This is a genomic window from Streptomyces colwelliae (assembly GCF_048158785.1).
GTDB lineage: Bacteria > Actinomycetota > Actinomycetes > Streptomycetales > Streptomycetaceae > Streptomyces.
The window spans coordinates 20,227-44,207 of sequence record NZ_JBLTJC010000030.1 but is presented as its reverse complement, the minus strand read 5'-3'; the positions used below and the strand labels follow the sequence as shown (position 1 = coordinate 44,207).

The window sequence follows — 23,981 nt, the reverse complement described above, 5'->3', positions numbered from 1 at the left end:
GGCCTCTACCTGACACCACCGTTCCGGAATGCGGTTTCACGGAATAAACCGAGCCTGGTCAACTCCCCTGCTCAGCAAGAAGATCGAATCCGGAACGAAGACGAACCTGTCGGGTTCCGGATTCCCTTCTCGCTCGCCTTCATCGCGCCGCCTGAGCACCGCGGTGAAGAAGCCTTGCACAGGCGGCCGAGCGAATTCTGGCCGACGACACCAGGAAGAGCCGCACATGAACACCCTCACCCGCCGAGCCGCGACCGTGGCATCCACCGGCGCGCTGCTCCTCGGCGGCGCCGTCGCCACCGCCTCGACCGCCAGCGCCGCGACGGTCGGCAGCGGCGCCTGCACCCACCAGATCAAGATCAACACCGACGTGTACACAACGGTGAAGTTCCGCACCGGCCCGGGCACCGGATACACCGCCACTGGCCAGCTCTCCAATGGCACCGACGTGTACTGGCAGTGCAACAAGGGCCGCAACGACAAGCCGGGCGCCTGGGGCTACGTCACCGTCAAGTCCGGGGCTCACAAGGGCCAGAAGGGCTGGGTCGCCGCCCAGTACATCAACGTGCCCATGCAGCTGGACTGATCCTCACCGGCCGACGGAGGCGAATCGAGCTCTCCCGGCCCACCAACGCCTGAGCCGACACCTCGTGCAGGCTCAGGACGACGCAACGGCGGCCCGGACCCCTGTGATCCCGGGCCGCCGTTGGCGTACCCGCACGCGGAGCCCAGCTCCCACCTCGCAGGGCCTCCATCGCCTGCTTCGCAGCCCCGGGCCGGGCTGACCACCGTCGGCCGGCCGATCGAGCCCCAGGACGGGCACTATGAACCCCACCCCTTCGTCACTCGACGCACCGCCATCCCGCCTGGGTCAGGCCCTGGCCAACGCTCGCGGACAAGGCCGGGCCGCACTCGCCGCCTACCTCCCCGCCGGCTACCCCACGCTCGGGCAGAGCCTCGACGCCCTGCATCTCTTGTCGACGACCGTCGACGTGATCGAGATCGGCCTGCCGTACACCGACCCCCTCATGGACGGCCCGGTCATCCAGCACGCCGCCGCACAGGCCCTCCGGGCTGGCTTCCGCACCGAGCACCTGTTCACCACCGTGCGCGAGCTCGCTGCTGCCTCCAACACCGCGCTGGTCGTTATGAGCTACTGGCAGCCCATCCACCACTTCGGGCCCTCCCGTTTCGCCCAGCGACTCGCTGCCGCTGGCGGGACCGGCGTGATCATCCCCGACCTGCCCGTCGAAGAGGCCACCGACTGGTTGAGCGCCGCCCACGAACACCACTTGGACGCCGTGTTCGTCGTCGCCCCGAACGCCACCGATCAACGCCTGGCCCGCGTGTGCGCCGCCGCCAGCGGCATGGTCTACGCCCCTGCGACGGCCGGCGTCACCGGAGGCCAAGGCCCACTTCACCCCGGCCTGCGCACCTTCGTCGGCCGCCTGCGCACCCTCACCAACCTCCCCGTCGGCGTCGGCATCGGCGTCTCCACCCCGGAGCAGGCGGCCTGCGTCGGCTCCTACGCCGACGCGGTCATTGTCGGATCCGCATTCATCCGCGCCATCGAGGCCACCCCTGGGCCGGCTGGCGCCCACCAGGCCGCCGTCCTCGCCCAGCGCCTCGCCGACAGGCTGCGCCGAGCCGTGCCTACCGCGGCCTGAGCGGACTTCAGCCGGGTTGGGACCTGCCTGTTAAGAGCGCTTTCCGGGCATCCCTCCACGTACCGGCATGGTTCATCAAGCGTTTCGAAGTGCTCTGGCGGGAAAGTTGTAGCTACCAGGAAGTAGGCCTTTAAGGTTCCGCCCAGCACATCAACTTGTTGACCCGCTCGTGGACGAGCACACACAGGAGCGGACCGCATGCTCGCAATGCGCCCGGCTACGCCGGAAGACCAACCCCGCCTCGCCCTGATGATCCAGGCCCGCTCCGACTGGATGAAGGACAAGCAGCTCCCGAGCTGGCGCAGCTGGGGAAAACACGTCCACGAGCTGGCCGGCAACTGCACCAGGCACCCGAGCGAGATGTGGGTCCTCACCGAAGACGACCGGATCCTGGGCTGCACTACGGTCCTCCGAACCGCGGCACCCTGGACCTGGACCGCCGACGAAGCGGCCGAGACTGCCTACTATCTGAACGGCACCGTCACCGACCCCGCTGTACGGCACCGCAAACTCGGCACACTCATTGCCGATTGGGCCGTCGACCACGCAGCCCGTGCAGACATCAGCCACGTCCGCCGCGACTGCAGCTCTGCAGCCCTCGCCGCGTACTACCAGCAGCAGAACTTTCGACTCATCCGTAGTGTGGCGACCCTCGGCGGCCACACTACGTACGCTCTAGAGCGGAAGGCCGAGCGAGTACCCTCTCTCGCCGGATGGCTCATCACCAGCGAATCTTCAGCCGTGATTTCCAGGAGTCTGCGAAATGCCCTATCAGGGGCTGCGCGATCAAATGCTGCCGAGGCCCGGCGGCTCTTCACGAATTCGCTTCGCCGGCCAGCCGAGGCGCCAGCCATTATCTAGACTGCGCGAGTCCTGAAATTTCGCCGCGCATGGGCTCCCGTTAGTCAGTCCTGCCGTGCAGCATGAACGGCCTTTCTCCCTCAGGACCGTCGGCGCCGGGGCCTGGGGGGCGGCCCGACCAACAAGACGACCCCTATCGCTATCGAACACACCAAAGCGGCGGGTCGCCCGACCGGAACGAGCCCGCCGCTGTCGCCACAGTTCTGCGTCGACCTTCTCAGCGTCCGATTTGTAGCGTGATCGCCTGGAAGTTGGGGTCTACAAGCCGAGCAGGAAGTCGAACTCACCGTCCTTCGCCCCCAGCAGCCAGGCCTTGGCCTCGCCGGGGGTGTAGACGTGCGGGAGGCGATCCGGGTTCTTCGAATCGCCCACCAGGACGAACCCGTCCTGCGTGCCGACCCTGACGCAGTCGCCCCCGCCACCGCTGTGCGAGGACACCACCCACTCCACGGCCGACAGGTCGAACTCGGAGGGGGCGGGCTTGCTCTTGCTCACTACTTCTCCTTGATCATTTCCTCGATGAGGACGCGCGTGTCAGCAGGGCTCAGAGCCCGCTTCCATAGATCGGTGAATACCTCGTCGTAGTAGGCCACGTCATCGGGTTGGTCGAAGTAGACCGACCTCTTCGCGAGCTCGCACCAGACAACGTCCCTGGACGCCTCGTCGAACCCCATTAGAACGAACGGCCCAGCAAGGCCTGGGTGGCTCCCGATACTGTCCGGCAGCACGCGGATTTCAATCTTCTCCTCCTGCGACACACGCAGGAGGCGCTCGAGCTGCCCGTGCCGGACCTCTTCGTCGCCCACCTTGCGACGCAACGCCCCCTGTTCGAGCAATGCCTGGAACTCGCGAAGCGGACTCCCGCCGAAGACCTGCTGTTGCCGATCCATACGGACGTCGACGAGACCGCGGACATCCGCTGCACTGAGTTCGGGGCGCATGCTCGCGATGGCATGTCGTGCGTAGAGATCAGTTTGGACAAGACCCGGCGTCAGGTGCGGTTGATAGTTCCGGATCCGCGACGCGCGCCGCTCCAGTTGGAGGTACCCCTCGAACTTCATCGGTCCGAGTAGCGCTGCGTGGCGTCGCCAAAGCGCCGGCCGACGTCGGCGACCGGCTGGAGTCGTGTCCACGCTCAGCAAGCCGAGCACATACCGTCGCGTCTCGGGTTCGGCCCCGTACAGGTCGAGCAGGCCCTCTACGAGGTCGCTCGGCAGTGTCTTCTGCCTGCCGTTCTCGATCTTGCTCAACGTGGAGACGTTGGTCCTGATGCTGCGTTCTCGCATGAGGAGTTCGACGGTCGCGCCCTGCGTCAGGTCGCGGCGCTCTCTCAACTCCTCCAGCCGACTGCCCACTTCGCTGTGCGTGAGTGACCAGGGGGCCTCGTTCGCATCCGCCATGGTGGCCAGTGTGGCGGTCGGTCCGGCTTGCGACAACCAATTCTATGAAGAAAATTTCTAGGTTGTGTTGCGCAGGACACAGATGGAGGAGCATCCTGACCGAGGTCACGATCTGTGTTGTTGGTGTCGCGCCGTGTGGGATGTGTCCGCTCCACCGTGAGAGCCGCGCTCCGTAGCTGTTCGAGGAGGGCCGTGTTGATGCCCCACCCCAGCTTGTTCCACGTCATGCTCGTGGAGCGCCGGTGGGACCAGTGGAGCGCGTTCTGTCTTCAGTTCGAGCGCGCAGCCCGTGATCTGGCGGGGGAGCTGGGCAAACCGAGGCTGGCCAGTGTCACGGTGTCGCGGAAGAGTTTCCACCGGTGGGCGAAGGGCGACTGGTATGGACGGCCCTGGCCCGACACCGCTCTGATCCTCGAACATCTCTTCAAGGTCCCGGCAGCCGATCTGTTCAGCCCAGCACCGGCTCTCATCCCATCAAGCGCTTCCGCGCCCGAGGGCGAGGCTCTGCGCGCCTCCGTGTTCGTCGCAGAGCAGTGGCCCACGAGCCGGTTCTTCATGGCGCCCGGTGAAACGGTCGGCGGGTGGGAACTGGCCGGTCGGCAGACACTGGACGGCACGACAGCGGCTGTCGCCTTCCGCGCCGCCACTGGTGAAGGTTGCCTCGCCCACCTCGACGCTGGCGACGCGGGAGCGTTGTACGAATTCCTCCGACCAGCCCGTCGCGGCTTCCTCATCGGCGTTGACGACCGGGAGTCGCCGCAGCTCTTCGTCGTCGACGCCGCGATCGCCCGCCGTGACAGAGCGGCATCGGCCGGGCAAGGCGCGTTAGCCCTGCCGAAAGGTCACTTACTGGATGACCTCACGTACGGCTTGGTGTGGTCCCTCGTGCAGTTGGACGACGGACTCCTGGCCGACGACTTCGCTCTTGAGCAGGAGCAGAAGGTACTGGAGACGTACCTCGATCTCCCGCGATCGGCTCCCAGTCGCAGGACCGTTCCTGACCTCACGAAGGCAGGTGCCCAATGGCTCGGATCCACCTACTGTGCCCGCCACATCATGCGGCGGCTGGAGGGCCTGACGGAACCCCCGGCGTTCTGGACCCGTGAGCAGACGGGCGAGCAAGCCGCCGCGTGGCTGTGGCTCAGGCACAAGACTGACTACCTCCAGACCATCTCGGCGCGCTATGCCGGCTCCGCCCCGCTCTCCCGCGCCTTCTGCATTCCCGAGACCGAGGTGAGCCGCAGCGGCAGGTACGAGCGGATCCTTCTGCTGCTGGCCATCGCGCTAATGGAACTGCACGGGGTTCGTGTGGATGTGCTGTCCAAGCCTGAGTACTCCCACGTCGACGGCTTCGCCTTGGTCCCGGGGCAGCGAGCCGTGGTGGCCAACTGGGCGCGGACAGACGAGGAGATCTGGGCTGTCGACACCGTCACACGGCGGCCAGCCCTGCGGGAGTACAGCGAGGCCCTCGGCGAAGCGCGGGAGCACAGCGTGATGCAGGGCCCCGACCCGGAAGTCCGGCTCCGCTCCATGGCCGGATACCTGGACATCGACTGGGTGTGGCTGGTCAAGCGGTCCCGTGAGATGCGCGAATGCGGCACGGCGAGCATCGTCCGCCCGCGCAGCCGGCACCTGACCGCGGAATCCCTCGACGAGGTGTTCGCCTTCCTCGCCTCTCTTGCCCCGGACCGCTGAGAAGTCCGACGCTGCTTCCGCACTCCTTGATCCGCTTCTTCGAAAGGTAGCCCTCATGGACCCCAGCCCTCGGGCCCAGCTCCCCTCCGCTCTGGTTCTCTCCCTTGGCGGCACTATCGCGATGGCGGCCCCGGGAGCAGGACACGGCGGCGTAGCGCCCCGGTTGACCGCCGAGGACCTCGTCGCCGCGGTTCCGGAGCTCGCCGAGGAGGCCGAGCTGGAGCTGCGGGACTTCCGAAAGATCCCCGGAGCGTGGCTGGAGATCGACGACATCGCCGCTGTCGCCGAGCTGCTCAACAAGCAGGCCGCGGAAGGGACGACCGGATTTGTGATCACCCAAGGGACCGACACCCTGGAGGAGGTTGCCTACCTTCTCGACCTGCTGTACGAGGGGGCGGCGCCCGTCGTGGTTACCGGCGCCATGCGCCACGCGCAGATGGCCGGGGCCGACGGTCCGGCCAACGTCCTCGCCGCGGTGCGCACCGCCGTCAGCCCCCAAGCGCGCGAGATGGGTGTCCTCGTCGCCTTCGCCGACGAACTGCACGCCGCCCGCCACGTCCAGAAGATTCACAGCACCAGCCCGTCGGCCTTCTCCTCGCCCGGGGCTGGCCCGGTCGGATTCCTGATCGAAGGCCGGCCGCGGTTCCAGTTCGCCCTGCCGCGACAGCCGCGCGTCGAGCTGCCCCTGATCCGCCCCGCCTCCGTCGAGGTGATCGAAGCCACGCTCGGAAGTGAGGGCGCCTTCCTCGACGCAGCGAGCTCCCTGGACGGCCTGGTCGTCGCGGCCTTCGGCGCTGGCCACGTACCCCGGACGTGGGCTCCGCGGCTGGGCAACTTGGCCTCCCGTTTCCCGGTCGTCCTCACCTCAAGGACGGGGGCGGGGAGCGTCCTTACCGGCACTTACGACTTCGGCCCGGGCTCCGAGACCGACCTCCTGGGCCGTGGCCTGATCAACGGCGGCCGTCTGGAGCCGCGTAAGGCCCGGCTGCTTCTGCTGGCGCTGCTGCGCTCCGGCGCCGATCAGACCACGATCCAGGCCGCTTTCGCGGCGCACCGCTGACCCACCGAGACCCACGATCGGATCATCATGCGCGCCACCGAGATCACCGTCGGCCGGACGTTCGCCGTCGTCTTCGAGCACGGTGAGGACTTCTACGAGTCCCTGGACCGCTTCTGTCGCGAGGCCGGCGTCCGGGCGGGCCACCTCACCTTCATCGGCGGCTTCAGTCATGCCCGGCTGGTGGGGACCTGCGAGCCCTTGGAGCACCCAGAGCGCCCGCTGTGGAAAGAGGTCGAAGTCGAGACCCTGGAGGTCCTCGGGAGCGGGACACTCGCCTGGGACCCCGACCAGGAGCGAGTCGCCCCACACATCCACATCTCGGCAGGGCTCAAGGCGGACTCCGCCGACGGACGCACCAGCCATCTGCAAGGCGGGACAGTGCAGTTCCTTGCCGAGGTCGTCATCGAAGAGTGGACTGCCCCGGAGGTAACCCGCCCACGTGACCCCGGCCTGTACGACGTGCCCATGCTCACGTTCGGCCGGACGGACTGACGCCCTGGCCGACGCGGCCAGTACGACAGGACCTGGCCAGCGGAGCACATGCATTCATCCGGAGCCCACCTGAAGGGGACGGCAGGTGCACACCACCACACGATTCGCCCTCCTGGTGCAAGAACGGCACTGGGACTCGTACGAGGTCTTCTGCATCCGCTTCGCCAAAGCGGCGGCGCGAGCGGCCGAGAAGGAGAACAACCCGCGGCTCGCACGCACCGACATTGCCCGCAGTACCTACGCCCGCTGGATGGGGCGCAAGGGTGCGATCTCAAGCACCCCCCGCCGTGATGCCGCCCTCGTCCTTCAGCACATGTTCAACATGTCGCCCGAGCGGCTCTTCGAACCCATCGACGCCAGCTCCTGGAGCTCAGGGCACCGCAGCACCGCCCCTGTCGCGCCCGCGGATCCCCCCGGATTCGACGACCCTCTGACCATCGTGAGCCAGACTCACAGGCTGACCAGCTCCAACGCCGACGACCCCGTCCTCGGCATGGTGAGGGGAACGATCGCCAGCATCGTGGCCCGGTACGAAACGCTCGGGCCCCAGCATCTGGCAGGGGAAGCCAGGATCATCCGCGAGACGCTGCACGGCATCCTCGCCGGCCACCAACCGCCCCGTACGAGGACGGAACTCTTCCGGCTTGCATCACAGGCCTCGGGACTTCTCGGATACATGGCCGTCAACGCCGGCGCCCGCTACGAGGTGGTCGACGCCTACTGCTCGGAAGCGGAGACCTTGGCCCGGGAGGTCGGCGAGGTGGCCATGGAGATGTGGGCGAACGGCACCCGCTCGCTCGGCCTCTACTACCAGAAGCGTTATGCGGACGCTGACGACGCCGCTTCCGCGGGTATCGCCCTCGCCCCGGGCCACCCCCAGGCCATCAGACTGCTGGTCAACGGCCGTGCCCGGGCGCTCGCGCGCATCGGCGATCGCGCAGGAGCTGAAGCAGCCATCGGGCACGCCCTCGAACTCTCAGACCGCCAGACGTCACTCCCCGACGGCCTCACCTCGTGCATCAGCTTCGAGCCCTACTCCATGGCGCGCTCCCTCGCCAACGCCATCACCACACGGCTGTCCCTCGGGGACACCGCGGAGGTCCTGGCCCACGCCGACCAGATCGAAGAGCTGATCGAGCATTCACAGTCAGAGTGGAGCCGTGCCCTGGTCGGACTGGATGTGGCATCCGCGCTGCTGAAGCAGGGCTCGCCCGAGATCGAGCACGCCATGGCGCGGGGCCGCCGCGCCCTGAGATCAGGCACCGGTCGGCCAATCAAATCCGTCTGGGAGAGGGCGGTCGAGCTCTACCAGAACGCCGAGCGGTGGCACGACGAAGCTGAGGTAGGGGACTATGCCGAGGAACTGCGGACTTGGCAGTCACAACCGCAGGTCGGTCTGATCGCCGTCGGCTGGGCGTCGCAGATCGCACCCTGACCCTCCGAGGAGCTACGTGTCGCCCGAGCTGGACACCGATCCCAGCGCCTTTCCCAGCGCGCCGCCTGCCAGCCTCGACGATCCCGAAGTGATCGTCGAGCACGACTGGCGGGCGTTCCAGCGGGTCGAGCGCATGGCCGATCACTGGGACCGGCCCGGGTGGTCGGATCGGCAGCGCAAGTACTACTGGATGCACACGTTCCCGGACCCCGGCCAGTTGCTGCAGCGGACGGAACACTGCCAACGGGCTCTGCAGCACCTGGGCATGGATCCTGTCCCCGCCGACGGTCTGCACGTGACCCTGCTGCGCGTGGGCGCAGTCGACCAGGTATCGACCGCGCAGGTGGAGCACCTGCTCGACTTGACGCAGGAGCTGCCCGTCAGCGCTTTCCACGGCCTCGCTCACCCTCTGGCCGGCTCACGGGGCGCCGTCCGTTTCAGCCTCACGCCCTGGAAACCGCTGGTCCGCCTCCACGCCGCCCTTCACGCTGTGGGAAAGCAGGCCGGCGTCCCCGGCGGCGCTCCGACGACGGCGTTCCGCCCGCATCTGGGTATCGCCTACAGCAACCAGGAACGATCCGCGCCCGCGGTCATCGACGCCGTCGAACCTCTGCGGTCTCTCCCGCCGGTGCCGCTGCACTTCACGACCGTGGATCTCGTGGAACTGCGGCGCCAGGACAGAACCTACCGCTGGAAGACCATCCGCTCGGTTCCCCTGCCCTCCTCCGCAACCTCGCGGACTACGCTCGCCTAGAAGGTGATCGCACAATGGACGGCAACGGCCCGGCAGCGCTGTCCCATCACAGGCCGGTGCCGGCCGCCAGCCTCTCCTTCGGCTTCGGGTGCATCTGCGCGCGGACTCGGGCGTACGCGTCGTCGAGCAGCCGCAGCTCGACGGCCGTGAGGACGGGTCCGGAAAGAGACCCGAAGCTCTCTTCGAGCTGAGCCTCACTGGTGAAGCCGACGACCGTGGCACAGTGGCCGGCGCGCTGAACGCCAGACAGCAACGCGAGCCGGGTCAGCGTTCCCGGAGTGTCACCGAATCTGGCGTACAGCGACTCAAGCCCACAGGGTGCCTTCTCGGCGCCGGCCGGAGCGAGAGCGTTCCGGAGACCCAGGGCCTTCGGCGCCGCGAGGATCACGCCGACCCCGTGGCGTGCCGTGAAGGCGAAGAGGTCTTCGCCTTCCAGCGTGATGGTCGGCGTCAGGGCGTTGCATCGAGTCCAGATGACGTTCGGTCTGATGAGCCGGAAGAGGTGGAGGAATCGCTCGGCGCAGGCGGCGCGTTCGGCGGGAGTCGCTTCGGCGGGCGTGTATGGCCCCCGCATTCCGATGGCCTTGATGGCGCCGACTTCCCGCAGGGTGTGCATCTGATCGATTGCGGTGCCCAGGTAGCGGTCTTGAGGGCCGAAGTCCCACGAGTCCAGGGTGTAGAGGTCCAGCTCCTCGGCGTAGAGGTTCTCCAGTGTCTGCTGCAGCTGGTGGTGGATGTGCCGGTCGGCGTAGGCGTGCGGCGCGGAGCCTCGGATCTTCCCGACCTTGCTGCTGATCAGGAAAGTCTGATCCGGATACTCCCTCAGCAGGCGCCCCAGCATTCGTTCGGCCCGCCCGGCTCCGTAGGAGTCCGCCGCGTCGAAGAGGTTGGCGCCGAGCTCCACGGCGCGGCGCAGGCCGTCGAGGAAGGGACCATCGTCCTCGCCGCGGGTGGGGCTCCCCGCCAGTCCGACGGCGCCGAGGTTGACGCCCAGGGGATGAGCTAAGAGGCCCTGTCCCAGATGACGACTCATGGTGTCCAAGTCGGTCATCAGCGAGATCCTTCCCGCGTCAGCACAGCGATGACGATCTTTCCGTTCGCGGTTTCCTCGACCGACCAGGTGTTGGCGAGGTTCTGGACGATGAACAATCCGCGTCCGCATGTGGCCGCGGTGTCCGGCTCCACGGACGAGTTGCGCGGGTGTGAGGGGAGGACGCCGGTGTCATGACCCAGGTCGACGACGCCCAGCGCCGTGCCAAGTTCGTAGACCTCGATCCTTATGAGGACCGCGCCGCGGCCGTGCTTGACGGCGTTGGCAATGAGTTCACTTGCGACCAGCTTGGCGTCATCGAGCTGTCCCTCGTCGACATCGTCCAGGAAGCTGGTGAGCGCAACGCGTGCGGTGCGTTGCGGGGCCGAAAGTCCTGCAAGCTCGACATCGCAGTGGTCTAGCAGATTTCCGAGGCTCTGGTCATGGACCAGCTCGGCGGTAGTCGGAGGCAACCTCGTCTCCTCGTGATCGAGACGCCCTGCGGCGCGGCCGGAATCGACCCACCTCCACCGTGACGGAACACGGCAGGCATCGGTACGCCAAACCGCGGCCACTTCTGTGTCACTTCGCCCGCCGCCCGTCGCTGCGCCGCACCCATGACGATGGATAAAGCAGACCAAAACACCCTCGGTTTGTGCTCGTGCCGCGGGTGAAGTGGCCCACAAGTGGCCGCGGTTTGGCGTACCGCTGTCCCGCCGGTTCCGTCACCGTGGAGTGACGCCAGCGACCGCGGTCCCGGAGCCACCGGATCACGGGCCGCTGTCTGGGCGGTCAGCTCCTTCCCGGGCCGTCCAGATCGGTTCCGCGCACGCCTGACAGTCGTGGGACCTGTCCCTGTTCTGGTGCCGCGCCGGCCTCCCCCGCTACGGCACGGCACCAGAACCCCCTCTCACGATTCACCCGAGCGGTCTTCTCGTCTGGAGAGCAGTTCACATGAACTTACGGAGTCACCACCTGTGGCATGTCGCGATCGGTGAACCGCCGCCGGGTGCGCTCCCGCGAGCTCACGACACTGTGCGTGTGGGAATGGCTCTGGGGCTGCCCGCAATCGACGCCCTCGTGGCCGACGGCACGGGGGTTGGCCCGCTGAAGTACTGCCTCGGCCACCAAAGCCTTCTGGTGCCGGTGGAGGCCGGCACATTCCACCGGTGGGGGGCCGCCCACTCCGACTGCGTGCCCGGTACCAGGACCGGGCGGTGGGTCTGCGACGGGTACGGCGGCCGCGGCTGTACGGGCCTGTGGGTGACCCGGCCGGAGCCGGTAGCTGTGTCCACCACCCCGGCGGCTGCGCTGCACGAGGCGCTCAGCCGTACCAGGGACCGCATGCGGGCGCCGCGCGGAACGCCCGTCCCGCAGCGCCGGGAAGTCTGCCGTGCCTAGTCCTTGGCGGCCACGCCGACGGGCCTGGTGCCCCAACTGCCAATGCCTGCGCGCGCTCACCTTCGCCCTCGTGCTGGTCACGATCGCCTACGCCGGATCCACGCCGAGGCTGCGGTGACCAGCACCGGACTGATCATCATCAGTCTGATCGTCGGAGCCATGGCCGTCCTCGTCGTCCGAGGACAGAGAACGAGCCGGCAGCCCCGGCCGGGGCCTACCGACACCCGGTCATCTGTGCCACGCGACCAGTCCTGAACCGCTCGGCCACACCACGCAAGGACGATCATGTTTGACCTCCTCTCGCCGCCCACCGAAGTGCCCCAGGCACCTGCCGGGATCGTGTTGGGCGTGTACCTGCGCGGTCTGCGTGAGGCGAAGGGCACCACGCTGCAGGACGCGGCCCGCGTAGCGGGGGCCTCGGTCTCGGCTGTCAGCCGGTGGGAGCGCGCCGAGTACCCCATCCCACTCGGCGCATTGAGGACGCTGCTGCGCCACTTCGGCGTGACGGGGAAGCACGCCGACTACCTGGCGGTCCCCTCCCGCAACGGTCGCCTTGGTGCTTGGCCCACGGGGAGGTTGTCGTGATCACTCTCGTCCCGCCGATTCTCGGCGCCCTGTTCGGTGGCGACGTTCGCGCAGCCAGCTCGAACGGCCGACGGCCTGCGTCTCGGCTGTTTCGCCTCGGGCGGCCCCTACGTAGCGGCGGCGACATCGTTGTACCCCTGATCGACCAGGTGCTGGGAGATCCCTCCCAACCTCTTCCCCGTTGCCAGGGCGAGGTCGACCAGATAGTGGCCGTATTCCGTGAGCATCTGCCAGCGCTGGCGCTGGCAGCGGGCGGACCGCGTCGGCTCGCGCTCCTCGCCAGCGCCGCCCCGACCGACTACATGGGCTCGCGGGTGCACCTGATCCTGCTGGCCGAAACCGCACAACACCTCATAGCGCAGTCCGCAGTCGACCACCCCACGAGCGGGGCGCGCGCCGCCGCACGGCAGTACACCCCCGTGAACGCCGTACGCCAGCGCCCGCCCTCGGGCTCCGAGTCCTATCCCGAAGGCACCCGGTGCCACCCCGTCACCGCAGCCTCCGGAAGACCGGAGCGAGGCGCAGGGCCGTAGTGCTGCTGCCTCCCGGCTGCCGTGGTGAGTGCTCCCCCACGGCAGCCGGTCCCTCTGCCGGATAGCCAATCGCTCCTCCCCCAATGCCGATTCTTCCGAGGACTCACCATGTGCCAGCACAAGCCCACCTGTCCCTCCGCCGAGGCCGCGGACCGCGAGGCCGCCGTCGTGGTCGCGGCCCACCCGGAACAGGGCTGGAGCCGGTTGTGCAACGGTGTCCTCCTCTTCGAAGACACCGGCGAGATCCTTCCCAACGGCAAGATCGTCGCTCCGCACCGGTTGACGAGCGCCGCAGCATGAACAGGACCCAGCACGAACAAGGGGGTCTTCCGGTGCCGTACATCGCCGCGTGGAGCGGGGAAAATCACCGGACTCCCGCCGTGGTACGTCACCCGAGCGGGCGAGGTATCGGCTTCGCGGGCGAGATGCCTTACGACCGCGACGCGGACGGGGTGCTGTGGGTCAGGCAGTCCATCGCCCCCGGATCGGGCCGAGCGCTGTTCCCGAAGGTCCACGTGCTTCGCCAACGGCGTGCGGTGAGCCGGATGCTGTGCCAAGTCTGCGGCGCCGACACCCTGGAGCAGGATCCGGAGCGGCAACTCTTCGTTCTCAAGCAAGTCGGTCAGCCGGTGGCTGAGGGGGAGCTGACCACCGCTGCCCCAGTCTGCCCACCGTGTGCGCTCATCGCGGTCAAGCACTGCCCGCACCTGCGCGAACACGTGGCCGCCTGGGTCGAACGGCCGCTGGCCTGGGGTGTCGCCGGCATCCTCTACGACCCGCGGACACTGCTCATGGTCCCTGGCAAGGACCTCGTCAAGGTCTCCTACGAAGACCCCGCACTCCCCTGGCTGCTGGCGAGCCGTCAAGTGCTGTCGCTCCAGGGCTGCACCGCCGTCGATCTGAACGACCTTCGAGCGAAGGCTGTGGCTCGATGAACTCAGTGCTGCCGGCCGCGGCCGCTCGAAGCCGGCCCCGCCCTCCGCGCCTTCAGGTTTGTCGTTCGCGCGGTTCGTGGCACTGAGCGAGCCGCTCCCGTACCCGCCCCTGTTCCCCACCTTGCCTCGCAAGGCCTCGGGAGCACCCGCACCTATCGAGACGGATATTCCATGGCTGGGCGTATCGAGGACTACGCACTCATCGGAGACATGCAGACGGCCGCCCTGATCTGCCGGGACGGAAGCATCGACTGGCTCTGCTTGCCGCGCTTCGACTCCTCCTCTGTTTTCACCCGCCTCCTGGGAACCGGGGATCACGGCTACTGGCAGATCGGCCCCGCCCGCCCCGACGGCGCCCCGGCCCCGAATGCGGACCGACGCGGCTACCGCGGCGACTCACTCATCCTCGAATCCGAGTGGGACACCCCTACCGGCGCCATCCGTGTCACTGACCTCATGCCTCCCCGTGACGGCCACAGCCCGCAGCTCATCCGGATCGTCGAAGGAATCAGCGGCACGGTTGAAGTCGCATCCGCCTGGTGCCCGCGCTTCGGATACGGAAAGCACCGGCCCTGGATCTACGAACATCAGGGCCGCACCGTTGCCATCGACGGGCCGGACGCCCTCTGGCTGGACGCCACGGTGGACACTGTCCAAAAGGAAGACGCCCTGGTCAGCCACTTCACCGTCAGCGCCGGCGATACGGTGAATTTCGCCCTCAGCTGGCACTCCTCCCACCACCTCACGACACCGGAAATCCCGGACACCTCGGCTGCGTTGGAGGCCACCGAAGAGTTCTGGCGGGAGTGGGTGGCGCGGTGCACCTACGACGGCCCGTACCGTGATGCGGTCGTCCGCTCTTTGATCACGCTGAAGGCCATGACGTACGCGCCGACCGGCGCGATCGTCGCCGCCGTGACCACCTCTCTCCCCGAGACGATCGGCGGCGTACGCAACTGGGACTACCGCTACACCTGGCTCCGCGACGCTTCGGTCACCCTGTCCGCCTTGCTGCGTACCGGCTACCGCGAGGAGGCCGAGGCGTGGCGGCAGTGGCTTCGGCGGGCCGTGGCCGGCAACCCTGACGACATTCAGATCATGTACTCGATCCTGGGCGAGCGGAATTTGCCCGAGCGGGAGTTGCCCTGGCTGCCCGGGTACGAGGGCTCCACGCCGGTTCGAGTAGGCAACGACGCTGCCGACCAACTCCAGCTCGATGTTCCCGGCGAGGTCATCGACACGCTGTATCTGGCCCATATGCACGGCATCGCCCGGTGCGAGCGCACCGCGACCCTGCACCTCGGGCTCGTCGACTACCTCAAGCGGCGCTGGCAGGAGCCGGACGACGGCATCTGGGAAGTGCGCGGCGGACGACGCCACTTCGTGCACTCCAAGATCATGGCCTGGGTCGCGGTCGACCGCACGGTGCGCCTGGTGGAGGCTGGCGTCCTCGACGCTGACCTGGCCGAACTGGCCGAGCTCCGCGACGCCATCCACGCCGAGGTGTGCCAGAAGGGCTACGACTCCGAGCGGAACACGTTCACCCAGTCCTATGGATCCACCGAATTGGACGCGGCCCTGCTGCTGCTCCCGCGCACCGGGTTCCTCCCGCCGGACGACCCGCGGGTTATCGGCACAGTCGCCGCGGTACGCGGCGAGCTCTCGACGGACGATGGCCTGGTCCACCGCTATCCGACCGACGGCAACCAGGTGGGAGTCGACGGCCTTGCCGGTGACGAGGGGAGCTTCCTGCTCTGCTCCTTCTGGATGGTCGACGCCCTCGCGCTCACCGGCCAGTTGGAGGAAGCGCGGGCCCTGTTCGAGCAGCTGCTCGCGCTGTGCAATGACGTCGGCCTGCTCGCCGAGGAGTACGACGTGGCGTCCGGCCGCCAGCTGGGGAATTTCCCCCAGGCCTTCTCGATGATCGGCCTGATCGAGAGTGCCGTCCTGATGAGCGAGCTGGAGCGGACGGCTAGGCCGGTGATCGCCGCATGAACACGGTGCCCGCGATCGCGGACCTCTTCCCGGACACGATCACCGCCGACGCCCCGGTCGCTGTCGAGATCGGCCGCGACTGTGACACCGCGGCGATGCCCGAGCTGGCGGCACGCCGGATTCTCTCCCTGCTGGGTCACATCAACCCGCACCCGGTGGGCGCCGCGATGGCCCGCGGGAACGAGTGGGTACTGATCCTGCCGCCCCATTCCGGCCGCGGTATGTGCTGGCCCTGGCCGGTGGACCACCGCGACAGCGGAGTTCTGGCCGTGCCCCCGCTGAGCTCCGGCCCGGCCGAGGATCTCCACTGGGCCCGACTCGGCAACAACGAGGGCCGCGTCTACTCCGCCCCCCTGCCGCTGTATGCGTCCCTGCCGCTGCTCACGGCTCTTCGCCCGCAGCCTGAAGCGGGCCGCTTCGGCCTTGCCCCCGCCCGTTCACAGTCGACCCCCACTTCGCGCGAGGACCTCTCATGCTCGATTCGCTGGTGACCGCGACCGCACTGCTTGGTGGCGGATTCGCCACCACATCGGTGGGCCTCATAGTGCAGGCCCGCAGAAAGCGGGCCCTGGCCGCCCGGGTCACACCCCTGGAAGCCCAGCGGGATTCCGCGCTCGCATACGCCGGCGCGTTGGAGGCGGAGTCGAAGCATTTCGCTGAGGTGCGGATGCCCGCGTTGGTGGACGCCCTCGCCCGCGGACACCGTGGCGTGCCGGTGCCCGGACTCAGCCAGGAGCGTCTCGCCGGCAGTCCCATCGACCACGGCCATCAGACCGTGATGGGGCTGCTCCAGGAGGCCCTCACGGTCACCCGCGATCAGATCGGGCTCTCCGCGCGGTCCTCAGTGCGGGACATCATCGACGAGGCGCAGACGCACCTGCACCGCTGCCAGCTGAACGTCGTCGAAGAGATGGACCGCTACCCCCAAGGCACGACGTACCACCAGAGCCTGATGGGCTTCGACCACCTGGTCACCCAGGCCCTGCACACCCTCCAGCGCACGCGCATCCTGGCCGGCTCGTGGCCCGGTCTGCAGCGTGCGGACTGCACCTTCGGCGAGGTCGTCGAATCCGCGCGGGGACGGATCAACGCCTATCTGCGGGTGAGTTACACCTACGAGCCCGGCAGCGGCGAGACCTGGCTCGAAGGCCGTGTCGTCGAGCCGGTCACGGTGGCGCTCACCGAGCTGCTGTCCAACGCCACCGCGTACTCCGACGGCAAGGTCTTCGTCGAAGTGCAGGCGTTCCAGACGGGATTCTGCATCGTCGTCGACGACGGCGGCCTGAACATGAACGCCTATCAGCGTGAGGAGGCCGCCCGGAAGTTGTCGCGGCACACCGTGCTGGACGTGACGACTCTGCAGGACACACGCCAGCTCGGATTCGCCGTCATCGGCCGCCTCGCCGGCGAGTACGGCTTCGCCGCCGATGTCACCAGTACGTCCCCGTACGGCGGCGTGCGGGCCGTCCTTCGCATCCCGCGGGAACTCTTCGGACACGGTCCGACCGCAGAGGAGACCCAGGCGGAGCGCCGAGCAGCGGCCTCTCGGACCACAGGGCACGCCTCGGCCTCACCGACCGAGGCTCCCCCGGAAGGGGACCAGGCCGACCGACGGGGCGAGCCGTCGGACGGAAGTGTCCTGCCGCAGCGGCGCAGGCGCTCGCCCCGTCCCACGGCCCCCGTAGCCACCGGCGCGCCAGCGCCTGCCGAGGACCCCGAGGCGTTCACGCAGGGCTTTGCCCACCTGGCGGAAACCATCCGCGACCACGAGTCCAGCCCGACCGAAGGAGAGCAGTTCCGTGCCTGACCAGCAGCCCACCGCCGACACCCACGACATGTCCTGGGTCCTCAACCGACTCGCGGAGGAGAAGGGCGTTCTGCACGCCGTCCTCTTCAGCTCCGACGGCATGGTGCTGGCCCACTCGGACGGCGTCCACCGCGATGTGGCCGACCGCGCTGGGGCCAGCTCCTCGAGCATCTTCTCCCTCGGCCGGTCCATCGCAGAGCTCGCCGAAGCGAACGAGGACGAGAACACCCCCCGCAAGGTCATCATCGACCTGCCGAACCGCTGCATCCTCGTCTTCGGAGCCGGGCACAACACCGCGCTGGCTGTATCCGTCACCGCGGAGATGACCGCGCCCGAAGTGGCCGTCGCCTCCGGGGCGACGATCAAGGCCATCAAGGGCCTGGCTCCCGCGCTGTCCGCCCGGGAGCGGACAGCGTACGGAACGTCGTGACCCCCCGCGGCCGGCGGCGCGCCGGGATGGTGCGGCCCTACACCCCGACCGGGGGAAGGGCCGCGCCCACCCGCCGCACCCTGGACCTGGCCACTCTCCTGATCGCCGACCCGGACAAGCCACTGCACGGCCTGGACGCCCACTCCCGCCGGCTGATGCAGCACTGCCTGCCCGGAGTGCTGTCGCTGGCCGAGGTCAGCGCCGACCTGCAACTCCCGGCCGCTGTGACGAAGGTGCTGGTCTCCTCCCTCGTCGACAGCAGCCACCTCGTCAGCCGTGACCCCGTACCCGCCGCTCAGCAGCACGACAGACAGCTGCTGGAGAGGATCCGCGATGCGCTCATCAACCTCTGAGGGCAACTACCTGGCGCCCGGTGTCAGCCACTCGGTGAAGATCGTCGTGCTCGGCCCCTTCGCCGTCGGCAAGACCACGTTCGTCGGTGCGGTCTCCGAGATCAGGCCCACGTCAACCGAGGAACGGATGACGAAAGCCGGCGAGATCGTAGACACACTGCGGGGGTTGTCGGACAAGAACACCACCACGGTCGCGCTCGACTTCGGCCGCCTGACCCTGACCGACGACATCGTGCTCTACATGTTCGGCGGCCCCGGTCAGCCGCGGTTCGACTACATGATCGACGAGCTGATGCAGGGCGCCCTCGGCGGCGTCGTCCTGGTCGACACGGCGCGTATCACCGAGTCCTGGGACGCCATGGGGCGCATGGAAGAAGCCGATCTGCCCTACGTGGTCGCGGTCAATACCTTCGCGGCCTCCCCCCGCTACAGCGAAGCCGAACTGCGCAAGGCCCTGGACCTCCACCCGTCCACGCCCCTCGTCGAGTGCGACGTACGGGAAAAGAGCTCGGCGAAGTCTCCGCTGATAGCACTCGTCTCCCACCTGCTGTCCCGTCCCAGCCTGGAGCCCGCCTCATGACATCGCCGCCCCCGCTCTCCGCGAGCGGCTGCCCCATGCTGCACGGGGCCGCTTTCGCCGCCCAGCCCCAAGCCACCTACGACCAACTGCGCAGCCAGGGACCCGTCGGCTGGGCCGAAATCGCCCCCACCGTCCACGCCCTGGTCGTCACGCAGCACCGCGCCGCCGTCACCCTCCTGAACGACACGCGCACGTACTCCAAGGACTCCCGCCGCTGGGCAGCCCTGGCCAACGGCGAAGTTCCGGGCGACAGCCCCGTGCTGGGCATGATGGCCTGGCGTCCCTCGGTCCTCTACACCGACGACCAGGAGCACGCCCGCCTGCGCTGGGCGATGGACGACTGCATCGCCCGCATCAGCCCCCACTGGCTCAGGGAGATCACTCAACGCAGCGCCCTGACTCTGATCGCCCGGATCATCGGGGACGGCCAGGCCGACATCATGAGCGACTTCGCCGACATCCTCCCCATGCTGGTGTTCGCCGAACTCCTCGGATGCCCGCCCGAGAAGTCCACCCGCATGGTGCGCGCGTGCCAGGACCTCATCAGCGCCGGCCCCGAAGCGGCCCAGGGCGCAGCCGACTTCGCAGGACTCCTGTACGAGCTCATCCAGATTCGCCGCGCCCAGCCCGGCCAGGACCTCACCTCCTGGATGATCAACCATGCCGCCGCCCTGACGGACGAGGAAGCACTCAACCAGCTGTTCTGCGCCGTCGGCGCCGGCATCATCCCCGCCGCCGCGTGCACCGCCTGGACCCTTCACCTGCTCCTGCGCGACGACGACTACGCCGGCAACCTCGCCGCCGGAACTCTCACCGTGCGCCGCGCCCTGGAGAAGGCACTGTGGCAGCGCCCGCCGATGGCGAACTTCTCCGTCCACTTCGCCCGTCACGACACCTACCTCCACGGGGCGTACGTGCAGGCAGGGACCCCTGTTCTCATCTCCCACGCGGCAGCGAACACCGACCCGGCGCTCCCCGACGACCTCGGGTACGACAACCGCAGCCACCTCGCCTGGTCGGCGGGCCCGCACCGCTGCCCCGCGATCTCCCAGGCGACCACGATCGTCCAGACCGGTGTCGAGACCGTTCTGGACCAGCTCTGGGACATGGAGCTGATCTCCACCGACCCGGAACCCCTCCTGCGGCACGGCCCTTTCCACCAGTGCCCGCAGACGATGCCCGTCAGGTTCCGGCCCAAGTCGCAAGACCGTCTTCCCACCGCCGCTCTCGCAGGAGGTTCCTCGTGACCAGCACCCCCGCCCGGACCGCGACCGTGACACTCGACAGCAGCGGCGGCCGCCGCCTGTTCGCCCAGGCCGACGAGCTTCGGGCGGCCGGCCCGGCCGTCCGGGTCCGCATGCCGGAAGATGTCCCCGCCTGGTCGGTCACCCGCGGAGACGTCGCCAAGCGGCTCCTCACCCATCCCCATGTCTCCAAGGACGCCCGCAAGTCCTGGCCCTCCCACACCCCGGGTTCCATACCGTGGCTCTACGCCTGGGTCGACGTCGTCTCGATGTTCACCTCCGACGGCGACGACCACAAACGCCTGCGCCAACTGGTCAGCCGCGCCTTCACCCCCGGGCGGGTCGAAGCGATGCGCCCGGTCCTCCAGGCCATCGTCACCGACCTCCTCGACACCCTGGCCCACCAGGACCAGACCGCGCCCGTCGATCTGCGCACCCACTTCTCCTACCGGGTGCCCACACGCCTGATCTGCGACCTCTTCGGAGTTCCCGCCGATCAGCGCCCCGAGATGCTCCGCGTCATCGACTCCGTCCTCGCCACCGACGTCACTGCGGAGCAGGCCGAAGCGACCAAGCACGACCTCTACCAGGCCATGCAGACACTCATCGACGTCAAACGGGCCACCCCCGGCGAGGACATGACCAGCCTGCTGCTGGCCGCCCATGAGGAAGACGGTGACCGGCTCAGCCACATCGAGCTGATCTCGACCCTGATCCTGATGATCGGGGCGGGCAGCGAGACCGCCGTCGCCCTCATCAACGCCGCCGTACGCGAGCTCCTCAACCACCCGGACCAGCTGGCGACCGTTCTGGCCGACCCCCGGCGCTGGCGCGACGTCATCGAGGAAGCCCTCCGCCTCCACCCGCCGATCATGCACCTGCCCCTGCGCTACGCCACCAAGGACATCGACCTCGGCGAGGGCGTCATCATCAAGGAAGGCGACGCCATCCTGATCGGCTTCGGCGCCCACGGCCGCGACCCGGGCGTCCACGACGATCCCGAGGCCTTCCGCATCGACCGGGACGACAAGGACCACATGGCCTTCGGCCACGGCATCCACTACTGCCTGGGTGCCCCGCTGGCCAAGCTCGAAGCCGAGGTAGCGCTCCCGGCCCTGTTCGAGCGGTTCCCCCAGATCGCCCTGGCCTGCAAGGTCGAGGACCTCGAGCCGCAGCGCTCCTTCATCGGCACCGACGTCACCGCGCTGCCCGTCGTGCTGCACGCCTCGGCGTAGAAGCGGCGCCGCTACCGCGTCGGCGGAGACAGTGCTTGCCGTCCCCGCCGGCGCACCTCCACCACCCCGCGTTCGTCACACAACATCGCCGACCCAGGACTCCACATGACCACCGCCCTGCCCGCCACGACCCTCACTGCTGACCAGCGGCGCGTCGCCGCGCGACTCGTCTACGGCGTGTCCAACAAGGCGATCGCCAGCCAGGTCTGCCTGTCCGTGGATGGCGTGGCCAGCCACCTCGGTGCGGCCCGCAAGAAGATGGGCTGCCCGGGATCTTCGCGCGCCGTCCTCGTCCACACCCTTCTCGCCGCCCGGGAGGTTCCCCCACCGGCCGGCAGCGGGACGGTTCCGGCGTTCACCAAGCACGAAGTGACGGTCATACGGGCCATCGCCAAGCACACCCTCAACGCCGACATCGGGAATGCCATCGGTGTGCCGGCCGACGACGTGCGCGCCGAAATCGACGCCACCGTGGACAAAGGGAACGCCCGCAACGCAATCCACCTGGTCGGGCTGGCACACACGTGGGGCATTCTCGGCACCTCGGACACTCAGCCCGAGACCGAAGCAACGGCTACGGCGGAGCCCGCCCGATGAGCGCCCAGGGCAGCTTCCATGACGGCGACCGGCGACAATCTCCGACGGGCCGTAGGCCCACGGCGCCCGTATACGAGGTGCTGCCGATCAACACCGACGCCGCTCGCGCTGAAGCCGCGGCCCTGGCCACAGACCGCGCCCACCTGCTCGCTGGACAGGGCATAACCGTCTCCGCCGATCGCGCCAATGCCCTTCTCCGGGAAGCCGGCGCCCTTGGGTTCTACGAGGGCGGCATCCTCGTCGGCGCTCTTGTCCTGCACAGAGATCCGGATATGCGGCACTGGGGCGCCGACGGCCGCGATCCGGGACTTCTGGTCTCCCTTGACCCGGTGACGGCCGGGTCGAGCCAGGTCGGACGGATGATGACCCTGTGGCTTGCCGATTACGCGGCCAACAGCCGGCTGATGTGGATCTGGTGCGATGTTCCGTGCCAGCCCGGAGCCGCCGATGAGGCAGCCCAGTGGTTACTGAAGTACCTGTGCGACCTCGGGTGGGAGACCCGATCGCCGACCAGTCGGAGTCCGACCGGTGAACGCGTCGTCCGTCTGCGGCTGCGCGCCCACGCCAGACCCGCGCTGACAGAGGCGATCTCCGATCCGCACGCAGTCGGGCCCCCGGCGGTGAAGGCGCTATGACGGCGCTTCACCTCGTCCGCCCAAACCCGCTCCGAGAACCTCCACGCGCTGTCGCTGCTGCGCTCCTGCAGCCCCGATCCCACAAGGACACATTGATGCGCTTGACGTCCTCCCCGTACGAATCCCCGTCCCTCACCTTGCCGCCGTGGGTACCGCCGCCTGGCGGCCTACGTACCTGGGGGTGCGGCGAGCACTTCGACGCCGTACGGCTCCCGGCAACCCTCGCACCTCCGCTGATCGCCTTACTACAGGCCGCCGGTGGGCACGGGCCGGTGCTCGCCGACCCCTACAGCGGCAGCTGGCACATCCTCCTCGACCCCGACACCGTCCGCCCCGGGCCGTGGGCCCGTCACGGGATACGCCTTCTGCGGCCCGGCACCCGCCTCACGATCCCCGCCGCACAAGTCACCGCCGGCACCGACCTGCACTGGCACACCCCGCCCGGCGCTGGCTACACCCACGCCGAGCTGCTCAACGGCGCGCTCACCGCTCCGTCCGGCCTCACCAGCACCCCGCGCCGCGCCGCCCCGCGCCCCAGGGCCAGCCGGTGACCAACAACGCCTCCATAGGCGCACCCGGCACCCTCCTCGGGCCTGCGCCAAGCCCTCATTCCGCCGGAAGCTCCGTGCACCCCACCACACCTCCGTACCTGATCCGTCACCTGGACGGACGTACCGAATACGAAGTGCTCAGCGCCCAGGTCATGACTTGGCGCCGAGAGCGCGAGCTGCCCGCGGAGAGCGCCCGGCCGATACTCGATTCCTTGCGCGACGAGCGCGAGATGGCCGTCCTTGTAGACACCGACGACAACGCCTTCGTCGCCTGCCTCCAACTCGATCGGACCGCTCTGGCCGCGCCGCCGTGGACGGACTCCGACACCGCTCAGCCGACACTGGCGTTGTCCTGCGCCGCTGCCGCCCCAGGCGTCGGCTACAGGATCGGCTGGCTCCTGACGATCTGGGCCCGCCATTACGCCGCCCTGTGTGACTACACCCGGGTGGCGTGCACCGTCCCCCTTCGCCACCACCGTGACTCCGCCGGCGAGCGCCTCATCGGTCATCTGGTGGACGAGTGCGGGTGGAACCGTCACCGGTCGGCGGGCCCGCCCGACGGACTGGTCGTCCTGCTGACCGCAGATGCGTGCCGCGCGGACAGTCTCGACGCCTTCATCACCACGGAGATCCCCGTACTGCCCGCAGTGTCCGCGGAGAAGGAGCCCGCTTCATGAGCAAGGTGACCCTGCCGGACAGGCCGAAA

Annotated in this window: 29 protein-coding genes; 25 read left to right on the top strand and 4 right to left on the bottom strand. The window is 68.5% G+C overall.

The genetic code is table 11. From position 1 onward, the window contains the following. Positions 1-226 precede the first annotated feature (226 nt). From ACNFOC_RS09465 to ACNFOC_RS09455, 3 genes are all read left to right on the top strand, one after another. On the top strand, positions 227-586 hold the full coding sequence (locus tag ACNFOC_RS09465; RefSeq protein ID WP_416958608.1) for an SH3 domain-containing protein: 360 nt from the start codon (positions 227-229) through the stop codon (positions 584-586). A gap of 238 nt (positions 587-824) precedes the next feature. Beyond that, a complete protein-coding gene (trpA, locus tag ACNFOC_RS09460; RefSeq protein ID WP_416958606.1) occupies positions 825-1,667 on the top strand; it encodes a tryptophan synthase subunit alpha in 843 nt (280 codons plus the stop codon). 198 nt (positions 1,668-1,865) lie between these two features. Next, positions 1,866-2,528, top strand: coding sequence for a GNAT family N-acetyltransferase (locus ACNFOC_RS09455; RefSeq protein ID WP_416958603.1), 663 nt, complete (start codon positions 1,866-1,868; stop codon positions 2,526-2,528). A gap of 258 nt (positions 2,529-2,786) precedes the next feature. On the opposite strand, the gene ACNFOC_RS09450 is transcribed toward ACNFOC_RS09455, so the two are convergent. Then, positions 2,787-3,023 (bottom strand): DUF397 domain-containing protein, encoded by a 237-nt coding sequence (locus ACNFOC_RS09450; protein ID WP_006379209.1) that lies wholly within the window; start codon positions 3,021-3,023, stop codon positions 2,787-2,789. Continuing rightward, entirely contained in the window at positions 3,023-3,928 is a 906-nt protein-coding gene (locus tag ACNFOC_RS09445) for a helix-turn-helix domain-containing protein (protein WP_006379119.1), read from the bottom strand. The genes ACNFOC_RS09450 and ACNFOC_RS09445 overlap by 1 nt, the downstream gene beginning before the upstream one ends. Positions 3,929-4,126: 198 nt before the next feature. On the opposite strand from ACNFOC_RS09445, the gene ACNFOC_RS09440 reads away from it, so the two are divergent. The 5 genes from ACNFOC_RS09440 to ACNFOC_RS09420 all read left to right on the top strand — a co-directional run bounded on the left by ACNFOC_RS09440 (position 4,127) and on the right by ACNFOC_RS09420 (position 9,364). Further along, entirely contained in the window at positions 4,127-5,623 is a 1,497-nt protein-coding gene (locus ACNFOC_RS09440) for a transcriptional regulator, XRE family protein (protein WP_416958600.1), read from the top strand. Between the two features lie 55 nt (positions 5,624-5,678). Beyond that, positions 5,679-6,683: an asparaginase gene (locus ACNFOC_RS09435; RefSeq protein WP_044472856.1), complete on the top strand. Its 1,005-nt coding sequence runs from the start codon at positions 5,679-5,681 to the stop codon at positions 6,681-6,683. 27 nt (positions 6,684-6,710) lie between these two features. After that, the gene (locus tag ACNFOC_RS09430) at positions 6,711-7,175 is read left to right on the top strand and encodes a PPC domain-containing DNA-binding protein (protein ID WP_416958598.1); all 465 of its coding nucleotides are present in this window, start codon (positions 6,711-6,713) and stop codon (positions 7,173-7,175) included. 85 nt (positions 7,176-7,260) lie between these two features. Beyond that, positions 7,261-8,610: an NsdA family TPR-like regulatory protein gene (locus tag ACNFOC_RS09425; RefSeq protein ID WP_006378694.1), complete on the top strand. Its 1,350-nt coding sequence runs from the start codon at positions 7,261-7,263 to the stop codon at positions 8,608-8,610. Between the two features lie 16 nt (positions 8,611-8,626). Beyond that, positions 8,627-9,364: a 2'-5' RNA ligase family protein gene (locus tag ACNFOC_RS09420; RefSeq protein WP_416958596.1), complete on the top strand. Its 738-nt coding sequence runs from the start codon at positions 8,627-8,629 to the stop codon at positions 9,362-9,364. A 46-nt stretch (positions 9,365-9,410) separates the two neighbouring features. On the opposite strand, the gene ACNFOC_RS09415 is transcribed toward ACNFOC_RS09420, so the two are convergent. Together ACNFOC_RS09415 and ACNFOC_RS09410 are read right to left on the bottom strand one after the other, a co-directional pair. Continuing rightward, positions 9,411-10,415 (bottom strand): aldo/keto reductase, encoded by a 1,005-nt coding sequence (locus ACNFOC_RS09415; RefSeq protein ID WP_006379101.1) that lies wholly within the window; start codon positions 10,413-10,415, stop codon positions 9,411-9,413. Continuing rightward, entirely contained in the window at positions 10,415-10,867 is a 453-nt protein-coding gene (locus ACNFOC_RS09410; protein WP_416958594.1) for an ATP-binding protein, read from the bottom strand. The genes ACNFOC_RS09415 and ACNFOC_RS09410 overlap by 1 nt, the downstream gene beginning before the upstream one ends. A gap of 574 nt (positions 10,868-11,441) precedes the next feature. Here ACNFOC_RS09410 and ACNFOC_RS09405 point away from each other — a divergent pair. The 17 genes from ACNFOC_RS09405 (at position 11,442) to ACNFOC_RS09325 (ending at position 23,952) form a co-directional block, all read left to right on the top strand. Then, positions 11,442-11,795, top strand: coding sequence for a hypothetical protein (locus ACNFOC_RS09405; protein WP_229878022.1), 354 nt, complete (start codon positions 11,442-11,444; stop codon positions 11,793-11,795). A gap of 285 nt (positions 11,796-12,080) precedes the next feature. Then, positions 12,081-12,380 carry a helix-turn-helix domain-containing protein gene (locus ACNFOC_RS09400; RefSeq protein ID WP_006378966.1) on the top strand — a complete coding sequence of 100 codons (300 nt, stop codon included), beginning with the start codon at positions 12,081-12,083 and terminating at the stop codon, positions 12,378-12,380. A 206-nt stretch (positions 12,381-12,586) separates the two neighbouring features. Continuing rightward, positions 12,587-12,913, top strand: coding sequence for a hypothetical protein (locus tag ACNFOC_RS09395; RefSeq protein WP_329449030.1), 327 nt, complete (start codon positions 12,587-12,589; stop codon positions 12,911-12,913). Between the two features lie 108 nt (positions 12,914-13,021). Continuing rightward, entirely contained in the window at positions 13,022-13,213 is a 192-nt protein-coding gene (locus ACNFOC_RS09390; protein WP_006378574.1) for a DUF5999 family protein, read from the top strand. Continuing rightward, positions 13,210-13,848, top strand: coding sequence for a hypothetical protein (locus ACNFOC_RS09385; RefSeq protein WP_416958591.1), 639 nt, complete (start codon positions 13,210-13,212; stop codon positions 13,846-13,848). Before ACNFOC_RS09390 ends, ACNFOC_RS09385 begins: the two co-directional genes overlap by 4 nt. A gap of 171 nt (positions 13,849-14,019) precedes the next feature. Then, positions 14,020-15,843 (top strand): glycoside hydrolase family 15 protein, encoded by a 1,824-nt coding sequence (locus ACNFOC_RS09380; protein WP_416958589.1) that lies wholly within the window; start codon positions 14,020-14,022, stop codon positions 15,841-15,843. After that, entirely contained in the window at positions 15,840-16,334 is a 495-nt protein-coding gene (locus ACNFOC_RS09375) for a hypothetical protein (RefSeq protein WP_103546311.1), read from the top strand. Before ACNFOC_RS09380 ends, ACNFOC_RS09375 begins: the two co-directional genes overlap by 4 nt. Further along, entirely contained in the window at positions 16,316-17,650 is a 1,335-nt protein-coding gene (locus ACNFOC_RS09370) for a histidine kinase (protein ID WP_266697480.1), read from the top strand. The genes ACNFOC_RS09375 and ACNFOC_RS09370 overlap by 19 nt, the downstream gene beginning before the upstream one ends. After that, positions 17,643-18,080 carry a roadblock/LC7 domain-containing protein gene (locus tag ACNFOC_RS09365; RefSeq protein WP_024127134.1) on the top strand — a complete coding sequence of 146 codons (438 nt, stop codon included), beginning with the start codon at positions 17,643-17,645 and terminating at the stop codon, positions 18,078-18,080. Before ACNFOC_RS09370 ends, ACNFOC_RS09365 begins: the two co-directional genes overlap by 8 nt. A 26-nt stretch (positions 18,081-18,106) precedes the next feature. Next, positions 18,107-18,433, top strand: coding sequence for a DUF742 domain-containing protein (locus ACNFOC_RS09360; protein WP_006378932.1), 327 nt, complete (start codon positions 18,107-18,109; stop codon positions 18,431-18,433). Continuing rightward, positions 18,414-19,013 (top strand): GTP-binding protein, encoded by a 600-nt coding sequence (locus tag ACNFOC_RS09355; protein ID WP_181411830.1) that lies wholly within the window; start codon positions 18,414-18,416, stop codon positions 19,011-19,013. The genes ACNFOC_RS09360 and ACNFOC_RS09355 overlap by 20 nt, the downstream gene beginning before the upstream one ends. Further along, entirely contained in the window at positions 19,010-20,260 is a 1,251-nt protein-coding gene (locus ACNFOC_RS09350) for a cytochrome P450 family protein (protein WP_212728758.1), read from the top strand. The genes ACNFOC_RS09355 and ACNFOC_RS09350 overlap by 4 nt, the downstream gene beginning before the upstream one ends. Next, positions 20,257-21,492, top strand: a complete 1,236-nt coding sequence (locus tag ACNFOC_RS09345) for a cytochrome P450 family protein (protein ID WP_329449027.1) — start codon at positions 20,257-20,259, stop codon at positions 21,490-21,492. The genes ACNFOC_RS09350 and ACNFOC_RS09345 overlap by 4 nt, the downstream gene beginning before the upstream one ends. Positions 21,493-21,597: 105 nt before the next feature. After that, positions 21,598-22,089, top strand: a complete 492-nt coding sequence (locus ACNFOC_RS09340) for a LuxR C-terminal-related transcriptional regulator (protein ID WP_416958585.1) — start codon at positions 21,598-21,600, stop codon at positions 22,087-22,089. Between the two features lie 77 nt (positions 22,090-22,166). After that, positions 22,167-22,724: a hypothetical protein gene (locus ACNFOC_RS09335; protein WP_266697484.1), complete on the top strand. Its 558-nt coding sequence runs from the start codon at positions 22,167-22,169 to the stop codon at positions 22,722-22,724. Positions 22,725-22,819: 95 nt separating this feature from the next. Continuing rightward, positions 22,820-23,275 (top strand): hypothetical protein, encoded by a 456-nt coding sequence (locus ACNFOC_RS09330; RefSeq protein WP_024127140.1) that lies wholly within the window; start codon positions 22,820-22,822, stop codon positions 23,273-23,275. Between the two features lie 152 nt (positions 23,276-23,427). Next, positions 23,428-23,952, top strand: a complete 525-nt coding sequence (locus tag ACNFOC_RS09325; protein WP_229878000.1) for a hypothetical protein — start codon at positions 23,428-23,430, stop codon at positions 23,950-23,952. Positions 23,953-23,981: the final 29 nt, after the last annotated feature.

What these genes read in the sequence shown, in the direction of transcription:
- ACNFOC_RS09465 (WP_416958608.1), top strand. Translation starts at nt 227, where the DNA reads ATGAACACCCTCACCCGCCGAGCCGCGACCGTGGCATCCACCGGCGCG.
- trpA (WP_416958606.1), top strand. Translation starts at nt 825, where the DNA reads ATGAACCCCACCCCTTCGTCACTCGACGCACCGCCATCCCGCCTGGGT.
- ACNFOC_RS09455 (WP_416958603.1), top strand. Translation starts at nt 1,866, where the DNA reads ATGCTCGCAATGCGCCCGGCTACGCCGGAAGACCAACCCCGCCTCGCC.
- ACNFOC_RS09445 (WP_006379119.1), bottom strand. Translation starts at nt 3,928, where the DNA reads ATGGCGGATGCGAACGAGGCCCCCTGGTCACTCACGCACAGCGAAGTG.
- ACNFOC_RS09440 (WP_416958600.1), top strand. Translation starts at nt 4,127, where the DNA reads ATGCCCCACCCCAGCTTGTTCCACGTCATGCTCGTGGAGCGCCGGTGG.
- ACNFOC_RS09435 (WP_044472856.1), top strand. Translation starts at nt 5,679, where the DNA reads ATGGACCCCAGCCCTCGGGCCCAGCTCCCCTCCGCTCTGGTTCTCTCC.
- ACNFOC_RS09430 (WP_416958598.1), top strand. Translation starts at nt 6,711, where the DNA reads ATGCGCGCCACCGAGATCACCGTCGGCCGGACGTTCGCCGTCGTCTTC.
- ACNFOC_RS09415 (WP_006379101.1), bottom strand. Translation starts at nt 10,415, where the DNA reads ATGACCGACTTGGACACCATGAGTCGTCATCTGGGACAGGGCCTCTTA.
- ACNFOC_RS09405 (WP_229878022.1), top strand. Translation starts at nt 11,442, where the DNA reads ATGGCTCTGGGGCTGCCCGCAATCGACGCCCTCGTGGCCGACGGCACG.
- ACNFOC_RS09400 (WP_006378966.1), top strand. Translation starts at nt 12,081, where the DNA reads ATGTTTGACCTCCTCTCGCCGCCCACCGAAGTGCCCCAGGCACCTGCC.
- ACNFOC_RS09390 (WP_006378574.1), top strand. Translation starts at nt 13,022, where the DNA reads ATGTGCCAGCACAAGCCCACCTGTCCCTCCGCCGAGGCCGCGGACCGC.
- ACNFOC_RS09385 (WP_416958591.1), top strand. Translation starts at nt 13,210, where the DNA reads ATGAACAGGACCCAGCACGAACAAGGGGGTCTTCCGGTGCCGTACATC.
- ACNFOC_RS09380 (WP_416958589.1), top strand. Translation starts at nt 14,020, where the DNA reads ATGGCTGGGCGTATCGAGGACTACGCACTCATCGGAGACATGCAGACG.
- ACNFOC_RS09375 (WP_103546311.1), top strand. Translation starts at nt 15,840, where the DNA reads ATGAACACGGTGCCCGCGATCGCGGACCTCTTCCCGGACACGATCACC.
- ACNFOC_RS09370 (WP_266697480.1), top strand. Translation starts at nt 16,316, where the DNA reads ATGCTCGATTCGCTGGTGACCGCGACCGCACTGCTTGGTGGCGGATTC.
- ACNFOC_RS09360 (WP_006378932.1), top strand. Translation starts at nt 18,107, where the DNA reads ATGGTGCGGCCCTACACCCCGACCGGGGGAAGGGCCGCGCCCACCCGC.
- ACNFOC_RS09355 (WP_181411830.1), top strand. Translation starts at nt 18,414, where the DNA reads ATGCGCTCATCAACCTCTGAGGGCAACTACCTGGCGCCCGGTGTCAGC.
- ACNFOC_RS09350 (WP_212728758.1), top strand. Translation starts at nt 19,010, where the DNA reads ATGACATCGCCGCCCCCGCTCTCCGCGAGCGGCTGCCCCATGCTGCAC.
- ACNFOC_RS09340 (WP_416958585.1), top strand. Translation starts at nt 21,598, where the DNA reads ATGACCACCGCCCTGCCCGCCACGACCCTCACTGCTGACCAGCGGCGC.
- ACNFOC_RS09330 (WP_024127140.1), top strand. Translation starts at nt 22,820, where the DNA reads ATGCGCTTGACGTCCTCCCCGTACGAATCCCCGTCCCTCACCTTGCCG.
- ACNFOC_RS09325 (WP_229878000.1), top strand. Translation starts at nt 23,428, where the DNA reads ATGACTTGGCGCCGAGAGCGCGAGCTGCCCGCGGAGAGCGCCCGGCCG.